General features: G+C 66.8%; 20 protein-coding genes. 13 read left to right on the forward strand and 7 right to left on the reverse strand.

Annotation, left to right across the window (positions count from 1 at the left end):
- Positions 1–229: 229 nt before the first annotated feature.
- The 6 genes from AC6JAM_RS03970 to AC6JAM_RS03995 form a co-directional block, all read right to left on the reverse strand.
- Positions 230–553, reverse strand: a complete 324-nt coding sequence (locus AC6JAM_RS03970) for a hypothetical protein (RefSeq protein WP_026266086.1) — start codon at positions 551–553, stop codon at positions 230–232.
- Between the two features lie 65 nt (positions 554–618).
- Positions 619–963, reverse strand: coding sequence for an iron chaperone (locus AC6JAM_RS03975; protein WP_018771343.1), 345 nt, complete (start codon positions 961–963; stop codon positions 619–621).
- 9 nt (positions 964–972) lie between these two features.
- The gene (locus AC6JAM_RS03980) at positions 973–1,440 is read right to left on the reverse strand and encodes an SRPBCC family protein (RefSeq protein WP_056389409.1); all 468 of its coding nucleotides are present in this window, start codon (positions 1,438–1,440) and stop codon (positions 973–975) included.
- 31 nt (positions 1,441–1,471) lie between these two features.
- A complete protein-coding gene (locus AC6JAM_RS03985; RefSeq protein WP_497934115.1) occupies positions 1,472–2,389 on the reverse strand; it encodes a 2-hydroxyacid dehydrogenase in 918 nt (305 codons plus the stop codon).
- Positions 2,386–3,168 (reverse strand): DeoR/GlpR family DNA-binding transcription regulator, encoded by a 783-nt coding sequence (locus AC6JAM_RS03990; RefSeq protein WP_018771346.1) that lies wholly within the window; start codon positions 3,166–3,168, stop codon positions 2,386–2,388. The genes AC6JAM_RS03985 and AC6JAM_RS03990 overlap by 4 nt, the downstream gene beginning before the upstream one ends.
- A 70-nt stretch (positions 3,169–3,238) precedes the next feature.
- Positions 3,239–4,381 (reverse strand): Gfo/Idh/MocA family protein, encoded by a 1,143-nt coding sequence (locus AC6JAM_RS03995; protein ID WP_026266087.1) that lies wholly within the window; start codon positions 4,379–4,381, stop codon positions 3,239–3,241.
- Positions 4,382–4,520: 139 nt separating this feature from the next.
- Between AC6JAM_RS03995 and AC6JAM_RS04000 the strand changes: the two genes are divergently transcribed.
- The 10 genes from AC6JAM_RS04000 (at position 4,521) to AC6JAM_RS04045 (ending at position 14,819) form a co-directional block, all read left to right on the forward strand.
- Positions 4,521–5,423 (forward strand): PfkB family carbohydrate kinase, encoded by a 903-nt coding sequence (locus tag AC6JAM_RS04000; RefSeq protein WP_018771348.1) that lies wholly within the window; start codon positions 4,521–4,523, stop codon positions 5,421–5,423.
- A gap of 20 nt (positions 5,424–5,443) precedes the next feature.
- The gene (locus AC6JAM_RS04005) at positions 5,444–6,328 is read left to right on the forward strand and encodes an aldolase (protein WP_495635350.1); all 885 of its coding nucleotides are present in this window, start codon (positions 5,444–5,446) and stop codon (positions 6,326–6,328) included.
- A 92-nt stretch (positions 6,329–6,420) separates the two neighbouring features.
- Complete coding sequence (locus AC6JAM_RS04010) at positions 6,421–7,710, forward strand: ABC transporter substrate-binding protein (protein ID WP_144601326.1); 1,290 nt, start codon at positions 6,421–6,423, stop codon at positions 7,708–7,710.
- On the forward strand, positions 7,707–8,663 hold the full coding sequence (locus tag AC6JAM_RS04015; RefSeq protein WP_018771351.1) for a carbohydrate ABC transporter permease: 957 nt from the start codon (positions 7,707–7,709) through the stop codon (positions 8,661–8,663). Before AC6JAM_RS04010 ends, AC6JAM_RS04015 begins: the two co-directional genes overlap by 4 nt.
- A gap of 4 nt (positions 8,664–8,667) precedes the next feature.
- Positions 8,668–9,483, forward strand: coding sequence for a carbohydrate ABC transporter permease (locus tag AC6JAM_RS04020; protein ID WP_018771352.1), 816 nt, complete (start codon positions 8,668–8,670; stop codon positions 9,481–9,483).
- Positions 9,484–9,562: 79 nt separating this feature from the next.
- A complete protein-coding gene (locus AC6JAM_RS04025; RefSeq protein ID WP_497934117.1) occupies positions 9,563–11,002 on the forward strand; it encodes an NAD-dependent succinate-semialdehyde dehydrogenase in 1,440 nt (479 codons plus the stop codon).
- A complete protein-coding gene (locus AC6JAM_RS04030; protein WP_018771354.1) occupies positions 11,003–11,746 on the forward strand; it encodes a sulfite exporter TauE/SafE family protein in 744 nt (247 codons plus the stop codon).
- Positions 11,747–11,789: 43 nt separating this feature from the next.
- Positions 11,790–13,064, forward strand: coding sequence for an AGE family epimerase/isomerase (locus AC6JAM_RS04035; protein WP_497934118.1), 1,275 nt, complete (start codon positions 11,790–11,792; stop codon positions 13,062–13,064).
- 99 nt (positions 13,065–13,163) lie between these two features.
- A complete protein-coding gene (locus AC6JAM_RS04040; protein WP_018771356.1) occupies positions 13,164–13,352 on the forward strand; it encodes a hypothetical protein in 189 nt (62 codons plus the stop codon).
- Positions 13,353–13,577: 225 nt separating this feature from the next.
- Positions 13,578–14,819: an MFS transporter gene (locus AC6JAM_RS04045; RefSeq protein WP_497934119.1), complete on the forward strand. Its 1,242-nt coding sequence runs from the start codon at positions 13,578–13,580 to the stop codon at positions 14,817–14,819.
- A 7-nt stretch (positions 14,820–14,826) separates the two neighbouring features.
- On the opposite strand, the gene AC6JAM_RS04050 is transcribed toward AC6JAM_RS04045, so the two are convergent.
- Positions 14,827–15,162: a cupin domain-containing protein gene (locus AC6JAM_RS04050; protein ID WP_018771358.1), complete on the reverse strand. Its 336-nt coding sequence runs from the start codon at positions 15,160–15,162 to the stop codon at positions 14,827–14,829.
- Positions 15,163–15,309: 147 nt separating this feature from the next.
- Here AC6JAM_RS04050 and AC6JAM_RS04055 point away from each other — a divergent pair, with 147 nt between their 5' ends.
- From AC6JAM_RS04055 to AC6JAM_RS04065, 3 genes are all read left to right on the forward strand, one after another.
- Positions 15,310–15,717 (forward strand): DUF1304 family protein, encoded by a 408-nt coding sequence (locus tag AC6JAM_RS04055; RefSeq protein WP_018771359.1) that lies wholly within the window; start codon positions 15,310–15,312, stop codon positions 15,715–15,717.
- An 88-nt stretch (positions 15,718–15,805) separates the two neighbouring features.
- On the forward strand, positions 15,806–17,017 hold the full coding sequence (locus AC6JAM_RS04060) for a mechanosensitive ion channel family protein (protein ID WP_018771360.1): 1,212 nt from the start codon (positions 15,806–15,808) through the stop codon (positions 17,015–17,017).
- A 52-nt stretch (positions 17,018–17,069) separates the two neighbouring features.
- On the forward strand, positions 17,070–17,822 hold the full coding sequence (locus AC6JAM_RS04065; protein ID WP_056389385.1) for an ArsR/SmtB family transcription factor: 753 nt from the start codon (positions 17,070–17,072) through the stop codon (positions 17,820–17,822).
- Positions 17,823–17,872 lie beyond the last annotated feature (50 nt).

The following is a 17,872-nucleotide window of genomic DNA, read 5'->3' on the forward strand; positions in this document are numbered from 1 at the left end:
CTTGTGCATTTAGTGGCGTTGCTCTCCCCCTGAAACAGTCCGGCCGTCCCGGCCGGGCCTCGTGGCCGTCCTTCCCGCCGATTGCCGGGGCGGCCACCTGGAACCCCTGGTTCCGCCGTGGCACAGGACAGCGGCGGGAGGTTCCCGAAGTCTACGAGGCCATTATGGAACCGAATTACCGGGGACGAAATAGGGGAATTTTATGGAATGCCGGGCCGCCGGCCGGCGCTTATTTCCGGGCCGAGCGCGCCGCTTTTCGGAACGCCGCGCCGGCAACAGAAACCAATGGGACAAGGCACACCAGCATGGCGATGGTGTTGGGGCGGAAGACCGCGCGCCCATTCACGGTCCGGTACACGCCCAACGGGACAACGAAACCGCCGCCCCCGCCGCCCGATGCCCCCTGGTCCGATTCCGTGCCGCCGCCAAAACCGAAGGACACCAGCGCCACCGGCACAATGTCCTCCCCGCCCACATTCACGGGAGAGCCGTACGCGCGGGCAACGCCCATGTTCTTGAAGGAGTCTGCGAGGGAGGAGAGAGTATCAGCCATGGCACCACGCTATGCACTGGCGCGGCCGGCTGGAAGGACCATAGGTCCCGCCGTCGTCCTGCGCCCTATTTCCGTATTTCTGCCATCCGCAGCCGGACGATGTCAGCGAGCACGTCGTCCGGCACTGGATGGTCCGCCGTGAAGCGGATGGTCCCCTTGGACAGGGAGTACCCCTCCAGCCGGCCGGCCACTGCCTCCACCACCGCGGAGGAGAACGGGAAAACCGAGAGGTGCTTTGCTGCGGCCACGGCCGCCACCAGCGGTTTGCCGTCCAGTTTGAGGGCGGGCATGCCGTAGCTCATGCCCTCCGTGGCGTCGGGAGCCAGGGACCGCGCAATCTCCACCACGTGCTGGAGGCAACTGCGGTCCGGTCCGTCAATCCTGTCCAGGGCTTCGTCAACGACACCCATGTGGCGGCCTCAGCTCTTTCGTGCCGCCACTGTGGCAGCCAACGCGGCCAGGCCGCGTTCGAAATCGGCGCCCACCATCTTGTCCATGTTCATGAACAGTGCGAACACCCTCCCCAGGCCCTTGTTCTCGCCGGTCATCCGCCAGGTCACTTCGGTGCCGCCCGGGGCAGGGGTGAACGTGAAGGTGGTGGGGTTCAGGGCCTTGAAGGGCTTGGTGAACTGCAGCCGGATCCGGACCAGGTTCGACGGCACCGACTCCTCGATCTCCATGGTGCCGCTGCCCGCCTTGCGGTTGCCGCTCCACTCATACCCGGCCCCCGTGCCTGCTTCAGTGCCGAAGTAGCGGCGGCTCATGCCGGGGTCGATGGTCTCCCAGGGGGACCAGGCAGTCCATTCGTGGAAGTTGTTGACGAGCGGAAAGATGTCTTCGGCGGCGGCAGGGATGACGGAACTGCGGCGGACTTCAAAAGTGGACATGGGCCAAGCATAGGGGCGGGAACCGCCGCGGTTAAGGGAGGACCACGTTTACCGGGTCCTTGCCCTCCAACAGCAGCCCGATCTGCTTTCTGAGCAGCCGGACCATCCGGGGGAACATGGCCGAACTGGCGCCGCCCACGTGCGGTGTGATGAGCACGCCGGGAGTGGTCCAGAGCGGATGGTCGGCGGGCAGCGGCTCCGGATCGGTGACGTCCAGCACGGCCCGGAGCCGTCCGCTTGCGGTCTCTGCCAGCAAGGCCCCGGTATCCGCCACCGGGCCGCGGGCCACGTTGACCAGCAGGGCCCCGTCCGGCATGGCCGCCAGGAACTTCGCATCCACCAACTGCCTGGTGTCTTCGCCCAGGGGGACGCTGACCACCACAATCTCGTGCAGCGGCAGCTGCTGGTACAGCGAATCGATCCCGAGGATGGTCCCGCGCTCATCGTCCCGGGCGCGGCTGGCCATCCGGGTGACGTCGGTTTCGAACGGCAGGAGCCGGGCCTCGATGGCCTTGCCCACTCCCCCGTAACCCACCAGCAGCACGCGCCGGTCCGCCAGGCTGGGCCGCTGGCTGTTGTCCCACGTACCGGTTTCCTGGTTCCGGACAAAGTCCGGAATGCCGCGCTGGGAAGCAACCATCATCCCCACGGCGAGCTCCGCCGTCGAGGTTTCATGGACTCCCGCCGCGTTGGCGAAGGTGACGCCGGCGGGCAGCACCGAGGCGACGCCGTCGTACCCGATGGACTGGCTCTGCACCAGGCCGACGTCCACGCCCTCCAGTGCGGCGAGCGCCGCCGGTTTGCCCATGTAGCCGGGCACCAGCAGGTCCAGCCGGCCGTCCGGCGCCGGCCCGGTGAGGTCCCACAGGACAAAGTCGACGCCGTCAATCGGCGCCAGTGCGTCCAGCAGGTCCCGGGACGGCAGGCACACGCGCAGGCGGGCCGTCATGCGGCAACCATCAGCTTGACGTTGGCGGCGCGCAGGGCTGTCTCGATCTCCCGCGGCGGCGGAGCGTCCGTGACCAGGATGTCCACCGCGTCGAACGCCGCCAGCCGCGCCAGCGCGTACCGCAGCATCTTCTGGTGGGTTGCCACCACCACTACCTGTTCCGCTGAATTCATAAGGGCGATCTTAGTGGCGCGCTCCACGTCGCGCTCAATATAGAACGCCTCGTCATGGATGCCGCTGACGCCAATAAAGGCTGTCTTGGCACGGAGTCCGGAGGCGGCGCTGACGGTCATCGGTCCGTTGAACGCCTGGCTGTCCAGCAGCAGCTCCCCGCCCAGGCAGATGGTGCGCGCCGCCGTCAGCTGCAGGCAGCGCTGGATGGCGGGCGCGGAGTGCGTGATGATGGTGCCGGTGAACGACGTGGGCAGTTCCTGCGCGATCTGGTACGTCGTGGTGCCGGCATCAAGGATGATGGCATCCCGTTCGCCAATCATCGAGAGGCACACCCTGGCCACCCGAAGCTTCGCGTCCGCGTCCTCCCGGACGCGCGCGGCGAAGTTCGCGTTCTGGCCGTGACCGTCCACGGCGCTGACGCCGCCGTGGACCACCCGGGCTAGTCCGCGCTTGGACAGCACCCGGGTGTCCCTCCGCACCGTCATGTCGGAGACGGCAAAGGTCTCCGCCAGATCATTTGTTGAAATGAACCCCCGGCGGCCCAGCTCATCGAGGATGGTGCGCTGGCGGGGTGTCAGCGGCGCCTCTTTATCTGCGGTGCCCATTGGCTGTTCTCCCTCCCCCGTGCGCCGGGCAGGAGCCTGGCGGGATGTTGCAATTCCAACATGTATCTTCTTATGAACGTACCCCGAGGGCGGCATTGCCAAGCTCAACGGGGCGTCCTTCCGTAATAGAGCGTTCGGCGGCCAGGCCCATGCGTACGGACTGCAGTCCGTCCGCAATGGTGACTTCCACCGGCCCCTCGCCCAGGATGGCCTTCCGGAAGCCCTGGTGCTCATAGTAGGTGGAGCCGTGGTGCGCGCCGGCCGCCAGGACAGCCTCATCCACCGGAACCTCGTGCTTTTCGGGACCCAGCGGGGACCGTGGGCTGAATTCAACCGTCGCTTCAGCGTGGTCACCGGGAATCCAGTGGTTGGCGGCCACCGGGATGAGGGTTTCAATCTTGGCAGCATCCCCAACAATGGAGATGCGTTCCTGGAACTTGGATCCCTCGGCGAACATGGACAGCTCCAGCATGGCGCGGCGGCCGCCCTTGAAATCGACGATCACATAGGCGTTGTCCAGCATGTCCGACACCCGGCCGTCGTAGACCTCATCCATGTGGTTCACGTCGTGGCCGCCGCTGGCGAAGACGCGTACGGGCTCGTCCTGCAGGATCAGGCGCATCAGGTCAAAGAAGTGGCAGCACTTTTCCACCAGCGTCCCGCCGGTCCGTTCCGCAAAGCGGTTCCACGCATCCACCTTGTGCAGGAACGGAAAGCGGTGCTCCACGATGGAGAGCATGTGGATGTTGCCCAGCTTGCCGCCATGCGCCGCCTGGATGATCTCCTGGACCGGCGGCATGTACCGGTATTCCATGGCCACCCACACCGGGGCCGGGTAGCTGCCGGCCAGCGCCTCCAGTTCGTCCGCCTGCTCCGCCGTGGTGCACACCGGCTTCTCCACGAGGACCGGAAGGTTGGTCCCGCTGGCGAAGATGTCCTTGAGGATGCCCAGGTGGGTGTCGTTGGGGCTGGCAATCACCAGCGCGTCCACCAGGCCCGAGGCCAGCAACTCCTGGTGGGAAGGGAAAGTCCGCACCTCATGGCCGATCTCCTTCACCGTCTCTTCCAGTGAAGAGGGTGTGGGATCCGAGACTGCGGTGATGCGGCTTCCCGGGATCAGGGCAAGGTTCCGGACGTGTTCGCGTGCCATATGGCCCGCTCCAATGAGGCCATACCGGATGGTCCGGACCGATTCCGCAGTAGGCAATGACATGAGCTGCTCCGTTTCTCTACGTTGAGTGGGCGGGACCGCGGCGTTGCATCCCAAACACAACTATACAGAAAGTGTTGTTTTTCCAACATGCTATGTGTATATTTCTTCAGTATCAGCCGGAACTACAACGAGGTGGAACGTGCCCCAACCGTCAACCGGAACCCTGCTCTTCGTAGGCTGCGCCACTCTTGACGCCATCGCCCTGGTGCAGGATTACCCTGCCGCGGACAGCCGCACCGTCGCCACGGACTTTGCCACGGCGGGCGGCGGACCCGCCGCCACGGCAGCCGTAGCGGCCGCCCGCGCCGGAGCCAGGACGGCCTTTGCCGGCGTCCTGGGAACCGACGAAGAAGGGGACCGCATCGTCAGCGGCCTTCAGGCAGAAGGCGTGGACACCTCCGCCGTGATCCGCGACGCCGGCGTCAAGACCGGTGCCAGCGTGATCGTGGTCAGCAGGGCCACCGAAAGCCGGGCCATCGTCACCCGTCCGGTCCCGCCGGTCAGCTTCCCCGGGGACAGCCGCTTCTCCGAACTGCTCCAGTCAGCGGCCTGGGTCCACACGGACCACCTGGGCTGGAACGCGGTGGCCAATGCCCCCGCGCGGCCGGCCGGCCTGGCCATCAGCGTGGACGCCGGCAACCCCATCCCCGCCTTCAGCCCCCGCGGCGTGGCCCTGTACGTCCCCACCATCGAAAGGCTCCGCGCAGAATACGGCGAGGACCTCTCCCCTGAGTCGCTGCTCCGGAAGGCAATTGACGACGGCGCCTCCGCCGTCGTCGCCACCGCCGGCTCCGAAGGTGCCTGGGTTTTGGAACGCGGCGCCGAACCCGTCCACGTCCCGGCCACGCCCGCCACCATTGTGTCCACCCTCGGTGCCGGCGACGTCTACCACGGCGCCCTGCTCGCCGCCGTCGCTGCCGGACTTCCACTGGTGGAAGCCGCCGTATTCGCCGGGCGCACCGCCTCCGCCTCCTGCGGCGGACTGGACGGCCGGTCCGCCATCCCGCACCAAACCGTCAATCTTGTCCCAGCGTCCAACTGACCACCGAAAGAAGCCACCCCATGAGCCATACCGACCTCTCCCCGCTCCAGCGCCCCTCAGGCGCCTTCGCCATGCTGGCCGTGGACCAGCGCGAAGCCATGCGGAACATGTTCGCCGAACACACCGACCAGCCCGTCACGGACCAGGACCTGCGCGACTTCAAGCTTGAAGCGGCCCGGATCCTGACCCCGTACGCCTCCGGCATCCTGATCGACCGTCAGTTCGCCCTGGACCAGGCCATCGAAGCCGGCGTCGTGGACCCCAACTGCGGGCTCATCGCCTCCGCCGACCACTTCGAATCCGCCCACGGCGAGCTCGTTGGCGAGGTCACCATCGACCGGCTGGTGGATCCGCAGAAGTACGCGGCCCTGGGCGTGAAGGCCCTCAAGCTGCTGGTCCTCTACCGCCCGGACGAGCCCGCCGAAGGCCGTGTGGCCATGGTCCGTGAATTCGTGGAAAGCTGCCGGTCCGCCGGACTGATCAGCATCATCGAGCCCGTCTCCCGCAAGCCCCTGGCCGGCGGCGACTTTGACTGGGATGCCGGCATCCTGGCCGCAGCCAAGGAACTCGGAAGCCTGGGCGCCGACCTCTACAAAGCGGAGGTCCCCTTCCACGGCCAAGCCCCCGAAGACCAGGTCCGCGCCGCCTGCGCCGAACTGACCAAGGCCATCGACGGCCCCTGGGTGGTCCTGTCCTCCGGCGTCCCCGAGGACGTCTTCCCGGATGCCGTTCGGTGGGCCTGCCTGGAAGGCGCCAGCGGCTTCCTCTCCGGACGCGCCGTCTGGGCATCCTGCATCGGTGCCCCCGACGTCGTCGAATCCCTCTCCACCGACGCCGTCCGCCGGCTGCACCGCCTCTGCGCCGTCGTTGACGACGTCGTCTCCGCGCAGAGGACGCACGCGTAGCCATAAGTGGCGCGCACCAACGTCCTGACCGGGGCACACCCTTTCCGCAGTAAGCAAACAAGGCACACCAAACACTCAACGAGGAGATTATTGTGAGTCAGATTTCACGCAGGCAGGCAGTCGCCCTTCTGGGAGCCATGGGCTTCGGCGCCGCTGCGGCAGCGTGCGCCGGGCCCGGCGGTTCCACCAAACCCGGCGGTGCCACCGGACCGGCGGCACCCTCCACCGGCGCCGTGACCGGCAGGGTGTCGTTCGCCCACTGGCGCGGCGAGGACAAGGCCGTGTTCGACGAACTCATCAAGCGCTTCGCCGCCCAGCACAACGGCGTGGAGGTTGCCCAGGACATCTCCACCTCCAACGACTACAACGCCCAGGCCCTCCAGAAGCTGCGCGGCGGCTCGATCGGCGACGCTTTTGCCACCTTCCGCGGCGCCCAGTTCAAGAACTTCACCGAAGCCGGCATCTACACCGACCTCAAGGACAGCAAGGCGGTGGGCAACTACCAGAAGGGGCTGCTGTCCGCGGGCCGGAACGGCGACAGCCAACTGGGCCTGCCCTACCAGGTGGTGTTCCCCATGCCCATGGCCAACGTGGATCTCTTTGACAAGGCCGGTGCGGAGATCGCCCCCAAGAACTGGGATGCGTTCCTGGGCATGTGCGAGAAGCTGGCCTCCGCCGGTGTCATCCCCATCTCCTGGCCGGGCGGCGATGTCGGAAACGGCGGCCAGCTGTTCAACTGCATGATTGCCAACAACGCCCCCGTTGACGACATGTGCGCCCAAATCGAACAGGGCAAGCTCAAGTGCACCGACGACTGGTTCATCAAGATGCTTAACCAGTACAAGGACCTGAAGCCCTTCGTTCAGCCCAACGCCACCGGCACCGCCGTGGAACCGGCCCAGAACCTGTTCTCCCAGGGCAAGGCTGCCATGCTGGCCACCGGCTCCTACCACATCGCCGCAGTGCGGGGACTCGGCGCCAAGTTCCCCATCGACCTGGTGTTCCCCAACACCACTTCCGACGGCAACGGCAAATACGAGGGCGCCTACAACGCCACGTTCATCCTCGGCGTCAACTCGGCCAGCAAGAACCAGGCCGCCGCGGCAGCCTGGATCGATTTCCTCTCCGAGCCCGAAAACGCCGGCTACTACGCCAACCAGACCGCCCAGCACGTGTCCGTGGACAAGGTGGAGTACACCAACCCGGACCTGAAGCGGCTGAGCCCCTGGCTGCAGAAGAAGACGGCGCTCGCAGCCCGCTTCCAGTTCCAGAACCTCGACGTCCGCAATGCGGTGGAGGCCAGTGCCACGGCCGTCATCTCCGGCACCAGCCCGGAACAGGCAGCCGCCGCCGCCCAGAAGATTGTTGATGAACGGCTATGAGCATCCATCCCGGAACCGCAGCCAAGGGCAAGGCGCCGGAGAGCCAAACCTCCGCCAACGCCCCCAAGGTGCGCCGGCGCTCCCCCACCCGGGTGAATCCGGCACTGTACCTCTTCCCACTGCCCGCCGTCGCCGTCGTCGCCTTCTTCCTGGTGATGCCCACGCTGCAGGCCTTCCAGTACGCCATCACGGACTGGAACGGCTTCTCGGCGGCCTTCAACTACGTGGGCCTGGACAACTTCATCCGTGCGTTCACCAAGGACTCGCTGTTCACCAATGCCCTGACCAACAACCTGAAGTTCGTGCTGCTGGTGGTCATCGCCCAAACGGCGTTCTCGCTGGTCCTGGCACTGCTCCTCACCCGGAACTCACGCGGCAGCATCCTGCTCCGCGCCCTGTTCTTCTTCCCCACCATCCTGTCCTCGGTGTCCGTGGCCTTCATCTGGAAGTTCATCTACGACCCCAATTTCGGCCTGGCCAACTCGGTCCTCAGAACCGTGGGGGTGGACGGCGGGGCCTACCTCGGCAATGACGCCCAGGCCCTCTACTGGGTTGCTGTCACCCAGGTGTGGTTCCATTCCGGCCAGATGATGGTGGTCTATATCGCGGGGCTGCAGGCCATCCCCAGGGAACTCTACGAAGCAGCCGAAATGGACGGCGCCAACAAGTGGCAGCAGTTCAAGTCCATCACCTGGCCATTCGTGGCCCCGGCCACGTCCATTGTGGTGGCCTACACCACCGTCCAGTCGTTCAAGGCATTCGACCTGATCCTCGGTATCGCGGGCAACCCGCCCAAGGCTGCCCTGGACATCCTGTCCACCCGCATTTACAGCACCTTTGCCAACTCGGAGTTCGGCTACGCCGCCGCCCAGTCGATCATCTTCATGGCGATGATCGCCCTGGTCACCTGGCTTCAGCGCCGACTGCTCCGGCTGACCCCGAAGGGGGAATAGCAGCATGCTCGCCTCACTAAGCCGCCGCGCCATCCTGGCCATCTATGCGGTCATCATCATCGTTCCACTGACCGTGGTGGCGTTCGGCAGTTTCAAGTCCACGCAGGAACTGTTCGCCGGGCCATTCAGCCTGCCGCACTCCCTCTCCGCCGACAACTTCGCGGAAGTGGTGGGCGGCCAGAACCTGGGCTCATCCTTCATGAACAGCGCGATCGTCACGGGTATCTCCGTGCCGCTCACCCTGTTCCTTGCCAGCCTGGCCGGCTACGCAGTGTCCCGGCTGAAGGGATTTATGGCCTGGGCCATCTTCGGGTTCCTGGTCCTGGGCATGGCCATCCCGGCGCAGGCCAACATGGTGCCGCTCTATGTGCTCTTCGGCCGGCTTGGCCTGCTGGACAACCTGGCCGGCCTGGTCGTGGCCAACGTGGTCTCCACGCTGCCCATCGCCGTGTTCATCCTGGGCGGGTTCATGCGGACCCTGCCCAAGGAACTCTACGAGGCCAGCTCCATCGACGGCAGCGGACCGTGGAAGACCTACTTCTCCATCGCCCTGCCGCTCTCGGCGCCCTCCATTGCCGCAGCCGCCATCTTCCTGTTCGTCATCCACTGGAACGAGTTGCTGTACCCGCTGCTGTTCATCCAGTCACCCGGCAACCGCACCCTGCCGCTGGCTCTGCTGAGTTTCCAGGGCGAGTTCCAAACCAACTACCCGCTGCTGTTCGCCGGCGTGATCCTGGCATCCCTGCCCGTCGTCATCGCCTACGTCTTCCTGCAGCGCTACTTTGTAGCCGGCATCACCGCCGGCGCGAGCAAGGGATAAGGAACCAGGCCCCGGGCCCGGCTTTGGCGGCCGCCCGGAACTGCCGAATCTTTTCCCAGCCCTACGAAAGGCACAATCCATGAACCTCAAATCCGCCCGGCACCTCATTAACGGCACCTGGCACACCTCCGGAACCGCCAAGGACGTGATTGACCCGGGCAACGGCACCACCGTGGGAGAGGTGGCCTGGGGCACGGCCGACGATGCCACCAAGGCCGCCGGCGCCGCCGCGGAGGCCTTCAATTCCTGGTCCGGCTCCACCGTCCGCCACCGGGCAGACCTGCTCCGCAACGCCGCCGACCTCCTGGCAGAACGCCGCGACGAACTGGCCCACACCCTGGCACTCGAAGCCGGCAAACGGCTTCCCGAAGCGCAGGGGGAGGTGGACTTCTCCGTGGAGTACTTCCGCTGGTTCGCGGAGGAGGCGCGCCGGGCCACCGGCACCGTCAGCCCGCCTGAACTGCGTGGCCGCCGCCATCTGAGCCTGCGCAAACCCATCGGAGTGGCGCTCAGCCTCACCCCCTGGAACTTCCCGGTCTCCATCCAGGCGCGGAAGCTCGCCGCGATGCTGGCCGCAGGCTGCACGGTGGTGGGCCGGGTGTCTGAGAAGGCGCCGCTGGCTGCCACGGGACTGTTCGAAGTCCTGCACGACGCCGGCTTCCCCGCCGGCGTGGTCAACGTGGTCCACGGCCCCTCCCGTGACATCACCGCCGCCCTGATGTCCCACCCCGCGGTCAGGGCCGTCAGTTTCACCGGATCCACCGGCGTGGGCCGGCAGATCATGGCCTCAGCCTCGGAACGCGTGGTCCGGCCACTGCTGGAGCTGGGCGGCAACGCACCCTTCATCGTGTTCGAGGACGCCGAATTGGACGCCGCCGTCGACGGTGCCGTCCTGGGCCGGCTCCGCAACACGGGCCAGTCCTGCGTTGCCGCCAACCGGTTCCTGGTCCAGGAGGGCATCGCGGAAGAGTTTGCACAGAGGCTGGGCGCCCGCTTTGATGCGATGAGCATCGGCCACGGCGTTCCCGACGGCGGCGCACCGGTTCCGGAGCTCGGTCCCGTTATCGACGCCGAAAGGGTGGCCGCGGTTCAGTCCCTGGTGGACGACGCACTCAGCCGGGGCGCCCGGCAGGTCACCCAGCGCACCGACGTCCCGGCCAAGGGGTCCTTCCTGGCACCCACCCTGCTGGCGGACGTCCCGGACGACGCACGCCTGGTGACCGAGGAAGTCTTTGGCCCGGCGGCCGGCGTCGTCACCTTCTCCTCCGAAGAGGACGCCATCAGGAAGGCGAACGCCACCGAGATGGGCCTGGCTGCCTACGTGTGGACCAGCAGCGCCAAGCGCGGCTGGGACATCCCCGAACGCCTCGAAGCCGGCATCGTGGGCGTCAACGATCCCCTGCCCTCCGTTGCTTTCGCTCCCATGGGCGGCGCCAAGCAGTCGGGCCTGGGCCGGGAAGGATCAAGCCTGGGCCTCGAAGAGTTCGAGGAGGTCCAGTACGTGGCCTGGCGGCCGTAAGTGCTGACCACCGGACTGGTGCTGGGCGCCGTCGTCATGGGCGCCGGGATGCAGCGGATCACCGGGATGGGCTTCGCCCTGGTGGCCGCGCCCTTCCTGGTCCTGCTCCTGGGCCCGGTGGAAGGAGTAGTGCTGGTGAATGTCTGCGGCGCCGTGACGGCGGGCGCCATCATCTTCCGGGTGGTGCGGGACATCGACTGGAAGCGGTACCTGATGCTCGCGGCCTCGGCGCTGCTCGGCATTGTCCCGGCCGCATTCCTGATCCGGCTGGTCCCGGCGGCGGTCCTGGAAATTTCCATCGGGGTGATCCTCGCCGCCGGACTGACCATCCTGCTGGCCCTGAAGTCCGCCACGCTGCCGGCGCGCCGGCGGTACCTGCTCACCGCCGGCAGCCTGAGCGGGTTCATGAACACAGCGGCAGGAGTGGGCGGTCCAGCCGTCAGCATGTATTCCATCGCCACCCGGTGGCAGCACAAGTCCTTCGCGGCCACGATGCAACCGTACTTCTTCACCATCGGCGTCTTCTCGCTCATCTCCAAGGCGATCACCGCGCCCCAGACGTTCCCCGTGATGCCCCTGGCGATGTGGCTCGCCGTCGCCGTCGCCTGCCTGGCCGGCCTGGTTCTCGGCGACCTCGCCGCCAAGCACGTCCCCACCCGCGCCGCGCAGATACTGCTGATCGTCCTGGCCTACCTGGGCGCGGCCGCCACCATCATCCGCGGCATATCCGATGCCGTCGCCTGATCCGACATTTTCACCTGCACCAGCACCAGAGAGAGGAATTAACATGACGTGGCTCGACAGTGCCGCCCACGCACGATGGCTTGAGGCGGAGACGGACCGGCTGGTCCGCTTTGCCGAGGCCTCCAAGGTCCCCACCGGATTCGGCTGGCTGGACAACTACGGCAAGGTGTTCGCCGACAAGCCCACCCATCTGTGGATCACCGCCCGGATGACGCACAGTTTCGCCGTCGCCGCGCTGATGGGCAGGCCGGGTGCCGCGCTCCTTGTGGACCACGGCATCGCTGCGCTCAACGGCCCCCTCCACGACGATGAGTTCGGCGGCTGGTACGCCGAGGTGGACGCGAACGGCCCCGTGAACGATACGAAGTCCGGCTACCAGCATTCCTTCGTGCTCCTCGCCGCTGCCAGTGCCGTCGCCGCAGGGCGGCCAGGGGCCCGCGAATTGCTGGACGAGGCGCTCCGGGTGGCTGACACCAAATTCTGGGACCACCAGGCCAACATGTGTTTCGACTCGTGGAACCGGGAATTCACGGAAACCGAGGCATACCGTGGCGGAAACGCGAGCATGCATTCCGTGGAGGCATACCTCATTGTGGCCGATGTGACCGGGGAGAACCGCTGGCTCGAACGGGCCCTGCACATCGCCGAAGTGCTCATCCACAACTTTGCCCGCAACAACAACTACCGGGTGTTCGAGCACTTCGACCCGGAGTGGAACCCCATGCCGGAGTACAACACCGATGACCGGGCCAGCCAGTTCCGGGCGTACGGCGGCACCCCAGGCCACTGGGTTGAGTGGGCGCGCCTGCTCCTCCACCTCCGTGCCGGGCTCGAAGCCCGCGGCCTGGACGTCCCGGCCTGGCTGCTCGACGATGCGCGCGGCCTGTTTGACGCCGCCATCCGCGACGCCTGGGAACCGGACGGCCACCCCGGCTTTGTGTACACCGTTGACTGGGAGGGCAAGCCGGTGGTCACCACCCGCATCCGCTGGGTGCCCGCCGAGGCAATCGGGGGTGCGGCAGCCCTCTATATCGCCACGGGGGACCAGAAGTACGCGGACTGGTATGAGCGGATCTGGGACCATGCCCGTGACTGGTTCATCGACTACGAGCATGGGTCCTGGAAGCAGGAACTCGACGAGAACGGCAATGTCTCCTCCACCGTATGGTCAGGCAAGGCGGACATCTACCACCTGTGGCACTGCCTGGTGGTCCCCCGCCTTCCGCTGGCCCCCGGGCTGGCACCGGCGGTCGCGGCAGGATTGCTGGACACACGCCTTAACCAAACCCTGCAGGCCAGCGAATCAGCCGGCCGCTGATTCGGCACTTCGTCCCGGGCGGCACGCCCCCGGCTTGCCACCCGGAAACACTCCTCCTGAACAATCCCCCTAAAACGACCCCCTTCCGAAAGGACAGCGATGTCTGCCATCTCCCCCGAAGAATCACTCCTGCGCGTCGCCGCTGCGGACCATGAGCCCGTGACCCTGCACCTGGACGCCGCGCGGCCGACGGCGGTGCGCATCGAAGTGCAGGGCACCTGTACTTGCCAAGGCAGTGCGTCCGGCCGGCCGGGGTCGTACACGGACACCGATTTCGGCCGCAGGTAGGACTTCCCGACCGGAATCACGGTTCGGGGATCACGGCCGGGGACCACGGCCGGGGACCCGGTTCGGGGAGCCTGGCAGCGGGTCCCGCACGGCAGGAGCGGGAGCACGATCCGGACAACGTGTCATGTCTGTGACAGACCCTTCGATCCGGTAAATTTAAGGGAGGAATTGTCAGGCGAGCAGCGCCGCATTCCACACCCTCCCCCTTGAATGGACGCTTCCCCCATGTCTTCCGCGATCCCTGCGCCGGAACCTGCCCGTTTTCCGTATGCCGCGATGGTGGTCCTCGCCACCATCGCTTTTACGGCCATCACCACTGAACTCCTGCCGTCCGGCCTGCTGCCCCAGATCAGCACCGGCCTGGGAGTGTCCGAGCCGGTGGCCGGCTACCTTGCCGCCGCCTACGCCGCCGTCATTGTTGTCACAGTGGTTCCGGCCGCCCGGTTGCTGGGGAAGATTCCCCGGCACGCCCTGCTGGTTGGGCTGGTCCTGACCTTCGCGCTCAGCAACGCGATGGTGGGACTCGCACCGGATTTCACCGCCGCGATGATCGCGCGTTTGGTGGGCGGGCTGGCGCATGGGCTGCTGTGGACCACCATGGCGCCGTTCGTATCCCGTGTGGTCCCGGCGGACAAGGTGGGCAAGGCCCTGGCCATCGTGTTCAGCGGCAACAGCCTGGGCCTGGCCATCGGCGCTCCGGTGGGTACGGCTCTGGGCGTATTCCTGGGCTGGCGCGCAGCGTTCCTGGTGCTCGCCGGGTTCGGCGTGCTCCTGACCGTGCTGGCGTTCTGGCTGCTTCCCCGCGTCCGGCGCATTACCGATTCGGTCCGGCCGTCACTGCGCAGGGCCATCGGCCAGCCCGGCGTGAAGTCGGTGGCCACCGCCTGGCCGCTGCTGGTCCTGGCCCACTTCGCGCTGTTCACCTATATCGCGCCGTTCATCCGCGAGGCGGCCCTGCCGGACTACGCCATCAGCCTCTCGCTCACGGTGCTGGGCGGGTCCGGACTGCTGGGTATTTGGATCGCTGGACTCACCGTGGACTCGCGTCCCCGCCGCTCGCTGCTCATCACGACGGCGGCCATCGCAGCATCGATGTTCCTCCTGCCCCTCGCCGTGGGGAACCTGCCCGCCGCCCTGGTGCTGATGACCATTTGGGGAGCCGGCCTGGGCGCGATCGGCATTTACAACCAGTCGGCGATCCTCCGGGCCGGCGGCGAATACAGTGAGGCCGCGAACGGGCTCACCGTCCTGACCATCCAGCTGGGCATCACCGTCGGGGCACTTTACGGCTCCGCGGCCCTGGTGGTTGGCGGCCCGCTGCTGGTCCCGGCGGCGGCGGCGATTCCTGTGGTTGCCGCCCTGGTGATCACCCTTGCCGGTAAGCGCTACGCCTACCCACCGGGCCCCCGTGAACGCATCTGGCTGGAGCCCCGGCCGGTGAAGGACACCGTCAAGGACCCGGCCTGACCCTGGGTCAGTCCCGGTGCTTGGCCACCGTGAACAGGAAGGTGGAGTCCTCCTCTGCGTGAAGGCTGTGCAGACCGGGCGGGACGATCAGCAGGTCGCCGGACTTGCCCTGCCAGGATTCCCCGCCGGCGCGGAGGCTGACGCAGCCCCGGATCACGAACACCGTGGCGTCGCCCGGATTCTGGTGCTCACTCAGCTGCGTTCCCGCGGTCATCGCCATAACCGTCTGCCGGAGGATCTTTTCGTGACCCCCGTACACCGTGTCCGCAGCCCTTCCGTTCGGGGAGCCGATGGCTGCTTCGAGCTGCTGCCGGGCCAGCGCGTCAATCGATATCTTCTGCATGGGCCCAAGGCTACCCACGTGGTGGGGAGATGAACACGTGCCAAACGGCCTTCCGGTACGAGCGCGGGCGCCAGCGTCGGCGTGGGCGTCCAAGATCCCCCAATCCGGGGATGGAGCAGCCCGCAGGCGCAGCCCTACGCTGCAAGCATGAACGCCGCAGCGCAGGTCTTCGCGGTACTCGCCGCAGCCATCTACATCGTCGTGTTTCCAGTGGAGAGCTTCCTCCTCCGCCGTCACCGGTGGGCTCAGAAGTTCCTGAGCACGCCGCCGGAAAATGTGCGTGCAGTGATGATGTGGGCCATCCCCACCGGTTACAGGAACCTGGTGATTGCGCTGGGGGTGATCGCCGGAGTGGTTGCCGCCAACTCCGGGCAGCTCGTGGTGGGCTACACACTGGTGGTCTACTGCTGCGCCAACATGGTCCTCACCGCCCCCACCATGCTGCTCGCCGACATCCAGGGCCACTACCCAAGTAAATGGGAGAGTGTGCCGGGAACCCTCGCGGCCACCGTCCCGGCACTCGTTGCCTTGCTCCTGCTGCCGCTGGGGCCATAAGCGGGGCACGCCAAGGCGCCGGCGCGATTTCGGTCCTGCCGCCGAAGTTGGTAGTGGTTAACGGATGCCAGACCTACTTAACCGCGCCATGCCCTTCCTTGCCGTCGCCGTGGCGGTGGCCGCCGGACTGGTCCTGTCCTGGCTGCTCCGCAAGGTGGTCCTCCATCTGAACCGGAACCGGCCCGAGCTGCAGGCAACCTCCCGGGTGGCCCGCCAGCCCTTGCGGCTGGCACTGTGCCTGGTGGGCGTCCGTGCTGCCCTCAGGCTCACGGCCAACAACGAAAGCTGGCACGCCGGCGTCGACCATCTCCTGCTGATCGCCCTCATCGGCGCGGTCGCCTGGCTCGCCGTCGCGGTGCTGCTCATCGTGGAAGCCGTGGTGCTGAACCGGCACAGCGTGGACGTGGCGGACAACCGGCGGGCACGGCGCCTGCGCACGCAGATGATCCTGGCACGGCGCATTGCCGTGGCACTGGTGGTGGTGCTCGCCGTCGGCACCGCGATGCTGACCTTCCCCGCCATCCAGGCGCTGGGCGCGGGGCTGCTGGCGTCCGCCGGGGTGATTTCCATCGTTGCGGGCCTCGCCGCGCAGACGTCGCTGGTGAACGTCTTTGCCGGCATGCAGCTGGCGTTCACCGATGCCATCCGCGTGGACGACGTGGTGGTGGTGCAGAAGGAATGGGGCCGGATCGAGGAGATCACCCTCACCTACGTGGTGGTGCACCTCTGGGACGACCGGCGGCTCATCCTGCCGTCCACCTACTTCACCACCACGCCCTTCGAGAACTGGACCCGCCGCCAGTCCGAGGTCATGGGCACCGTGGAGTTCGACCTGGACTGGCGCGCCCCCGTGGAGGACATGCGCACCGAACTGCGCCGCGTCCTGGCGGATTCCGAGCTCTGGGACGAGCGCGTGGGCGTCCTGCAGATCACCGACGCCACCGGCGGCTTTGTCCGCGTCCGGATCCTGGTCAGCGCGGCGGACAGTGCCGCGCTCTTCGACCTGCGCTGCCTGGTCCGGGAAACCATGGTCATGTTCCTGCAGCAGAACCATCCGGAGGCCCTGCCGCACCAGCGTTGGGAGCAGGCAGCGGACGACGGCGGCACGGCCGCACGGCGCAGGGCACCACTGCGCGGGCTGGGGTCGCCCCCGGCCGCCGGTGCCCGTCCCCCGGCGGACCCGCACGAATCGCAGCTGTTCACCGGCTCCATCGAGGCAGTGGAAAGGTCGCGCGCGTTCACCGGGCCCGGTGAGGAAGTGTTCGAGGAGCGGGACCGGAACCTTGCCTCCCGCAACTGAGGCAGGCAAAACCCCTTGATAGGTGACCAATAGGTCACATATCATTGCTGTCATGGACGACGTGTTCAAGGCACTCTCCGACCCCACCCGCCGGGACCTGCTCGATGAGCTCTACCGCGAGGACGGCCAAACCCTGAGCGCCCTTGAAGCCCGGTTCAGCATGAGCCGGTTCGGGATCGCCAAGCACCTCCGCATCCTGGAGGACGCAGGCCTGGTGGTGACCCGCCGTCGGGGTCGGGAAAAGCTGCACTTCCTCAATCCTGTCCCCATCCGCCTGGTCCACGACCGCTGGGTCAGCAAATACGCAGAACCATGGGCCGCTGCCCTCAGCGACCTCAAATCCAGATTGGAAAGTCCCATGGAAAAAATCTTCGAGATCTACATCAAGACCACGCCCGAACGGCTCTGGGAAGCAATCACGGACAGCGACATCCGCAGCAAGTACCAGTTCGGCAACACCATCGATTCCGACTGGTCACCGGGCGGACGCTTCGTGATGGGCAACCCGAAGGCCGGGGAGGCCCTCGGCGAAGGCGAAAACCTGGAGGTGGACCCGCCGCGCCGCCTGGTCCAGACCATGCGCGCCCTGTGGGGCGAGGACGTCAAGGCCGAGGGCACGTCCACCATCACCTGGGAGATCGAACCGGTGGGCGATTCCTGCCACCTCACCGTCACCCACAGCGACCTGCGCGAGGGTGCCAACGAACAGCTTTACGGCGGCTGGCCGATGATCCTCTCCGGCCTGAAGACATGGCTGGAAACCGGCGAAAAACTCACTACGCCCGGCTCGCTGATGTACACCTAAGCCATTGATTTTGAGGTAACGCACGACGGCGGCGGGTGCTGCCCGCCGCC

This window comes from Arthrobacter sp. GmRoot5-12 (assembly GCF_059739365.1).

Bases quoted from the DNA above. Each gene is read 5' to 3' on its own strand.
- AC6JAM_RS03970 (WP_026266086.1), bottom strand. From the start codon at position 553: ATGGCTGATACTCTCTCCTCCCTCGCAGACTCCTTCAAGAACATGGGC.
- AC6JAM_RS03975 (WP_018771343.1), bottom strand. From the start codon at position 963: ATGGGTGTCGTTGACGAAGCCCTGGACAGGATTGACGGACCGGACCGC.
- AC6JAM_RS03980 (WP_056389409.1), bottom strand. From the start codon at position 1,440: ATGTCCACTTTTGAAGTCCGCCGCAGTTCCGTCATCCCTGCCGCCGCC.
- AC6JAM_RS03985 (WP_497934115.1), bottom strand. From the start codon at position 2,389: ATGACGGCCCGCCTGCGCGTGTGCCTGCCGTCCCGGGACCTGCTGGAC.
- AC6JAM_RS03990 (WP_018771346.1), bottom strand. From the start codon at position 3,168: ATGGGCACCGCAGATAAAGAGGCGCCGCTGACACCCCGCCAGCGCACC.
- AC6JAM_RS03995 (WP_026266087.1), bottom strand. From the start codon at position 4,381: ATGTCATTGCCTACTGCGGAATCGGTCCGGACCATCCGGTATGGCCTC.
- AC6JAM_RS04005 (WP_495635350.1), top strand. From the start codon at position 5,444: ATGAGCCATACCGACCTCTCCCCGCTCCAGCGCCCCTCAGGCGCCTTC.
- AC6JAM_RS04015 (WP_018771351.1), top strand. From the start codon at position 7,707: ATGAGCATCCATCCCGGAACCGCAGCCAAGGGCAAGGCGCCGGAGAGC.
- AC6JAM_RS04020 (WP_018771352.1), top strand. From the start codon at position 8,668: ATGCTCGCCTCACTAAGCCGCCGCGCCATCCTGGCCATCTATGCGGTC.
- AC6JAM_RS04025 (WP_497934117.1), top strand. From the start codon at position 9,563: ATGAACCTCAAATCCGCCCGGCACCTCATTAACGGCACCTGGCACACC.
- AC6JAM_RS04035 (WP_497934118.1), top strand. From the start codon at position 11,790: ATGACGTGGCTCGACAGTGCCGCCCACGCACGATGGCTTGAGGCGGAG.
- AC6JAM_RS04040 (WP_018771356.1), top strand. From the start codon at position 13,164: ATGTCTGCCATCTCCCCCGAAGAATCACTCCTGCGCGTCGCCGCTGCG.
- AC6JAM_RS04045 (WP_497934119.1), top strand. From the start codon at position 13,578: ATGTCTTCCGCGATCCCTGCGCCGGAACCTGCCCGTTTTCCGTATGCC.
- AC6JAM_RS04050 (WP_018771358.1), bottom strand. From the start codon at position 15,162: ATGCAGAAGATATCGATTGACGCGCTGGCCCGGCAGCAGCTCGAAGCA.
- AC6JAM_RS04055 (WP_018771359.1), top strand. From the start codon at position 15,310: ATGAACGCCGCAGCGCAGGTCTTCGCGGTACTCGCCGCAGCCATCTAC.
- AC6JAM_RS04060 (WP_018771360.1), top strand. From the start codon at position 15,806: ATGCCCTTCCTTGCCGTCGCCGTGGCGGTGGCCGCCGGACTGGTCCTG.
- AC6JAM_RS04065 (WP_056389385.1), top strand. From the start codon at position 17,070: ATGGACGACGTGTTCAAGGCACTCTCCGACCCCACCCGCCGGGACCTG.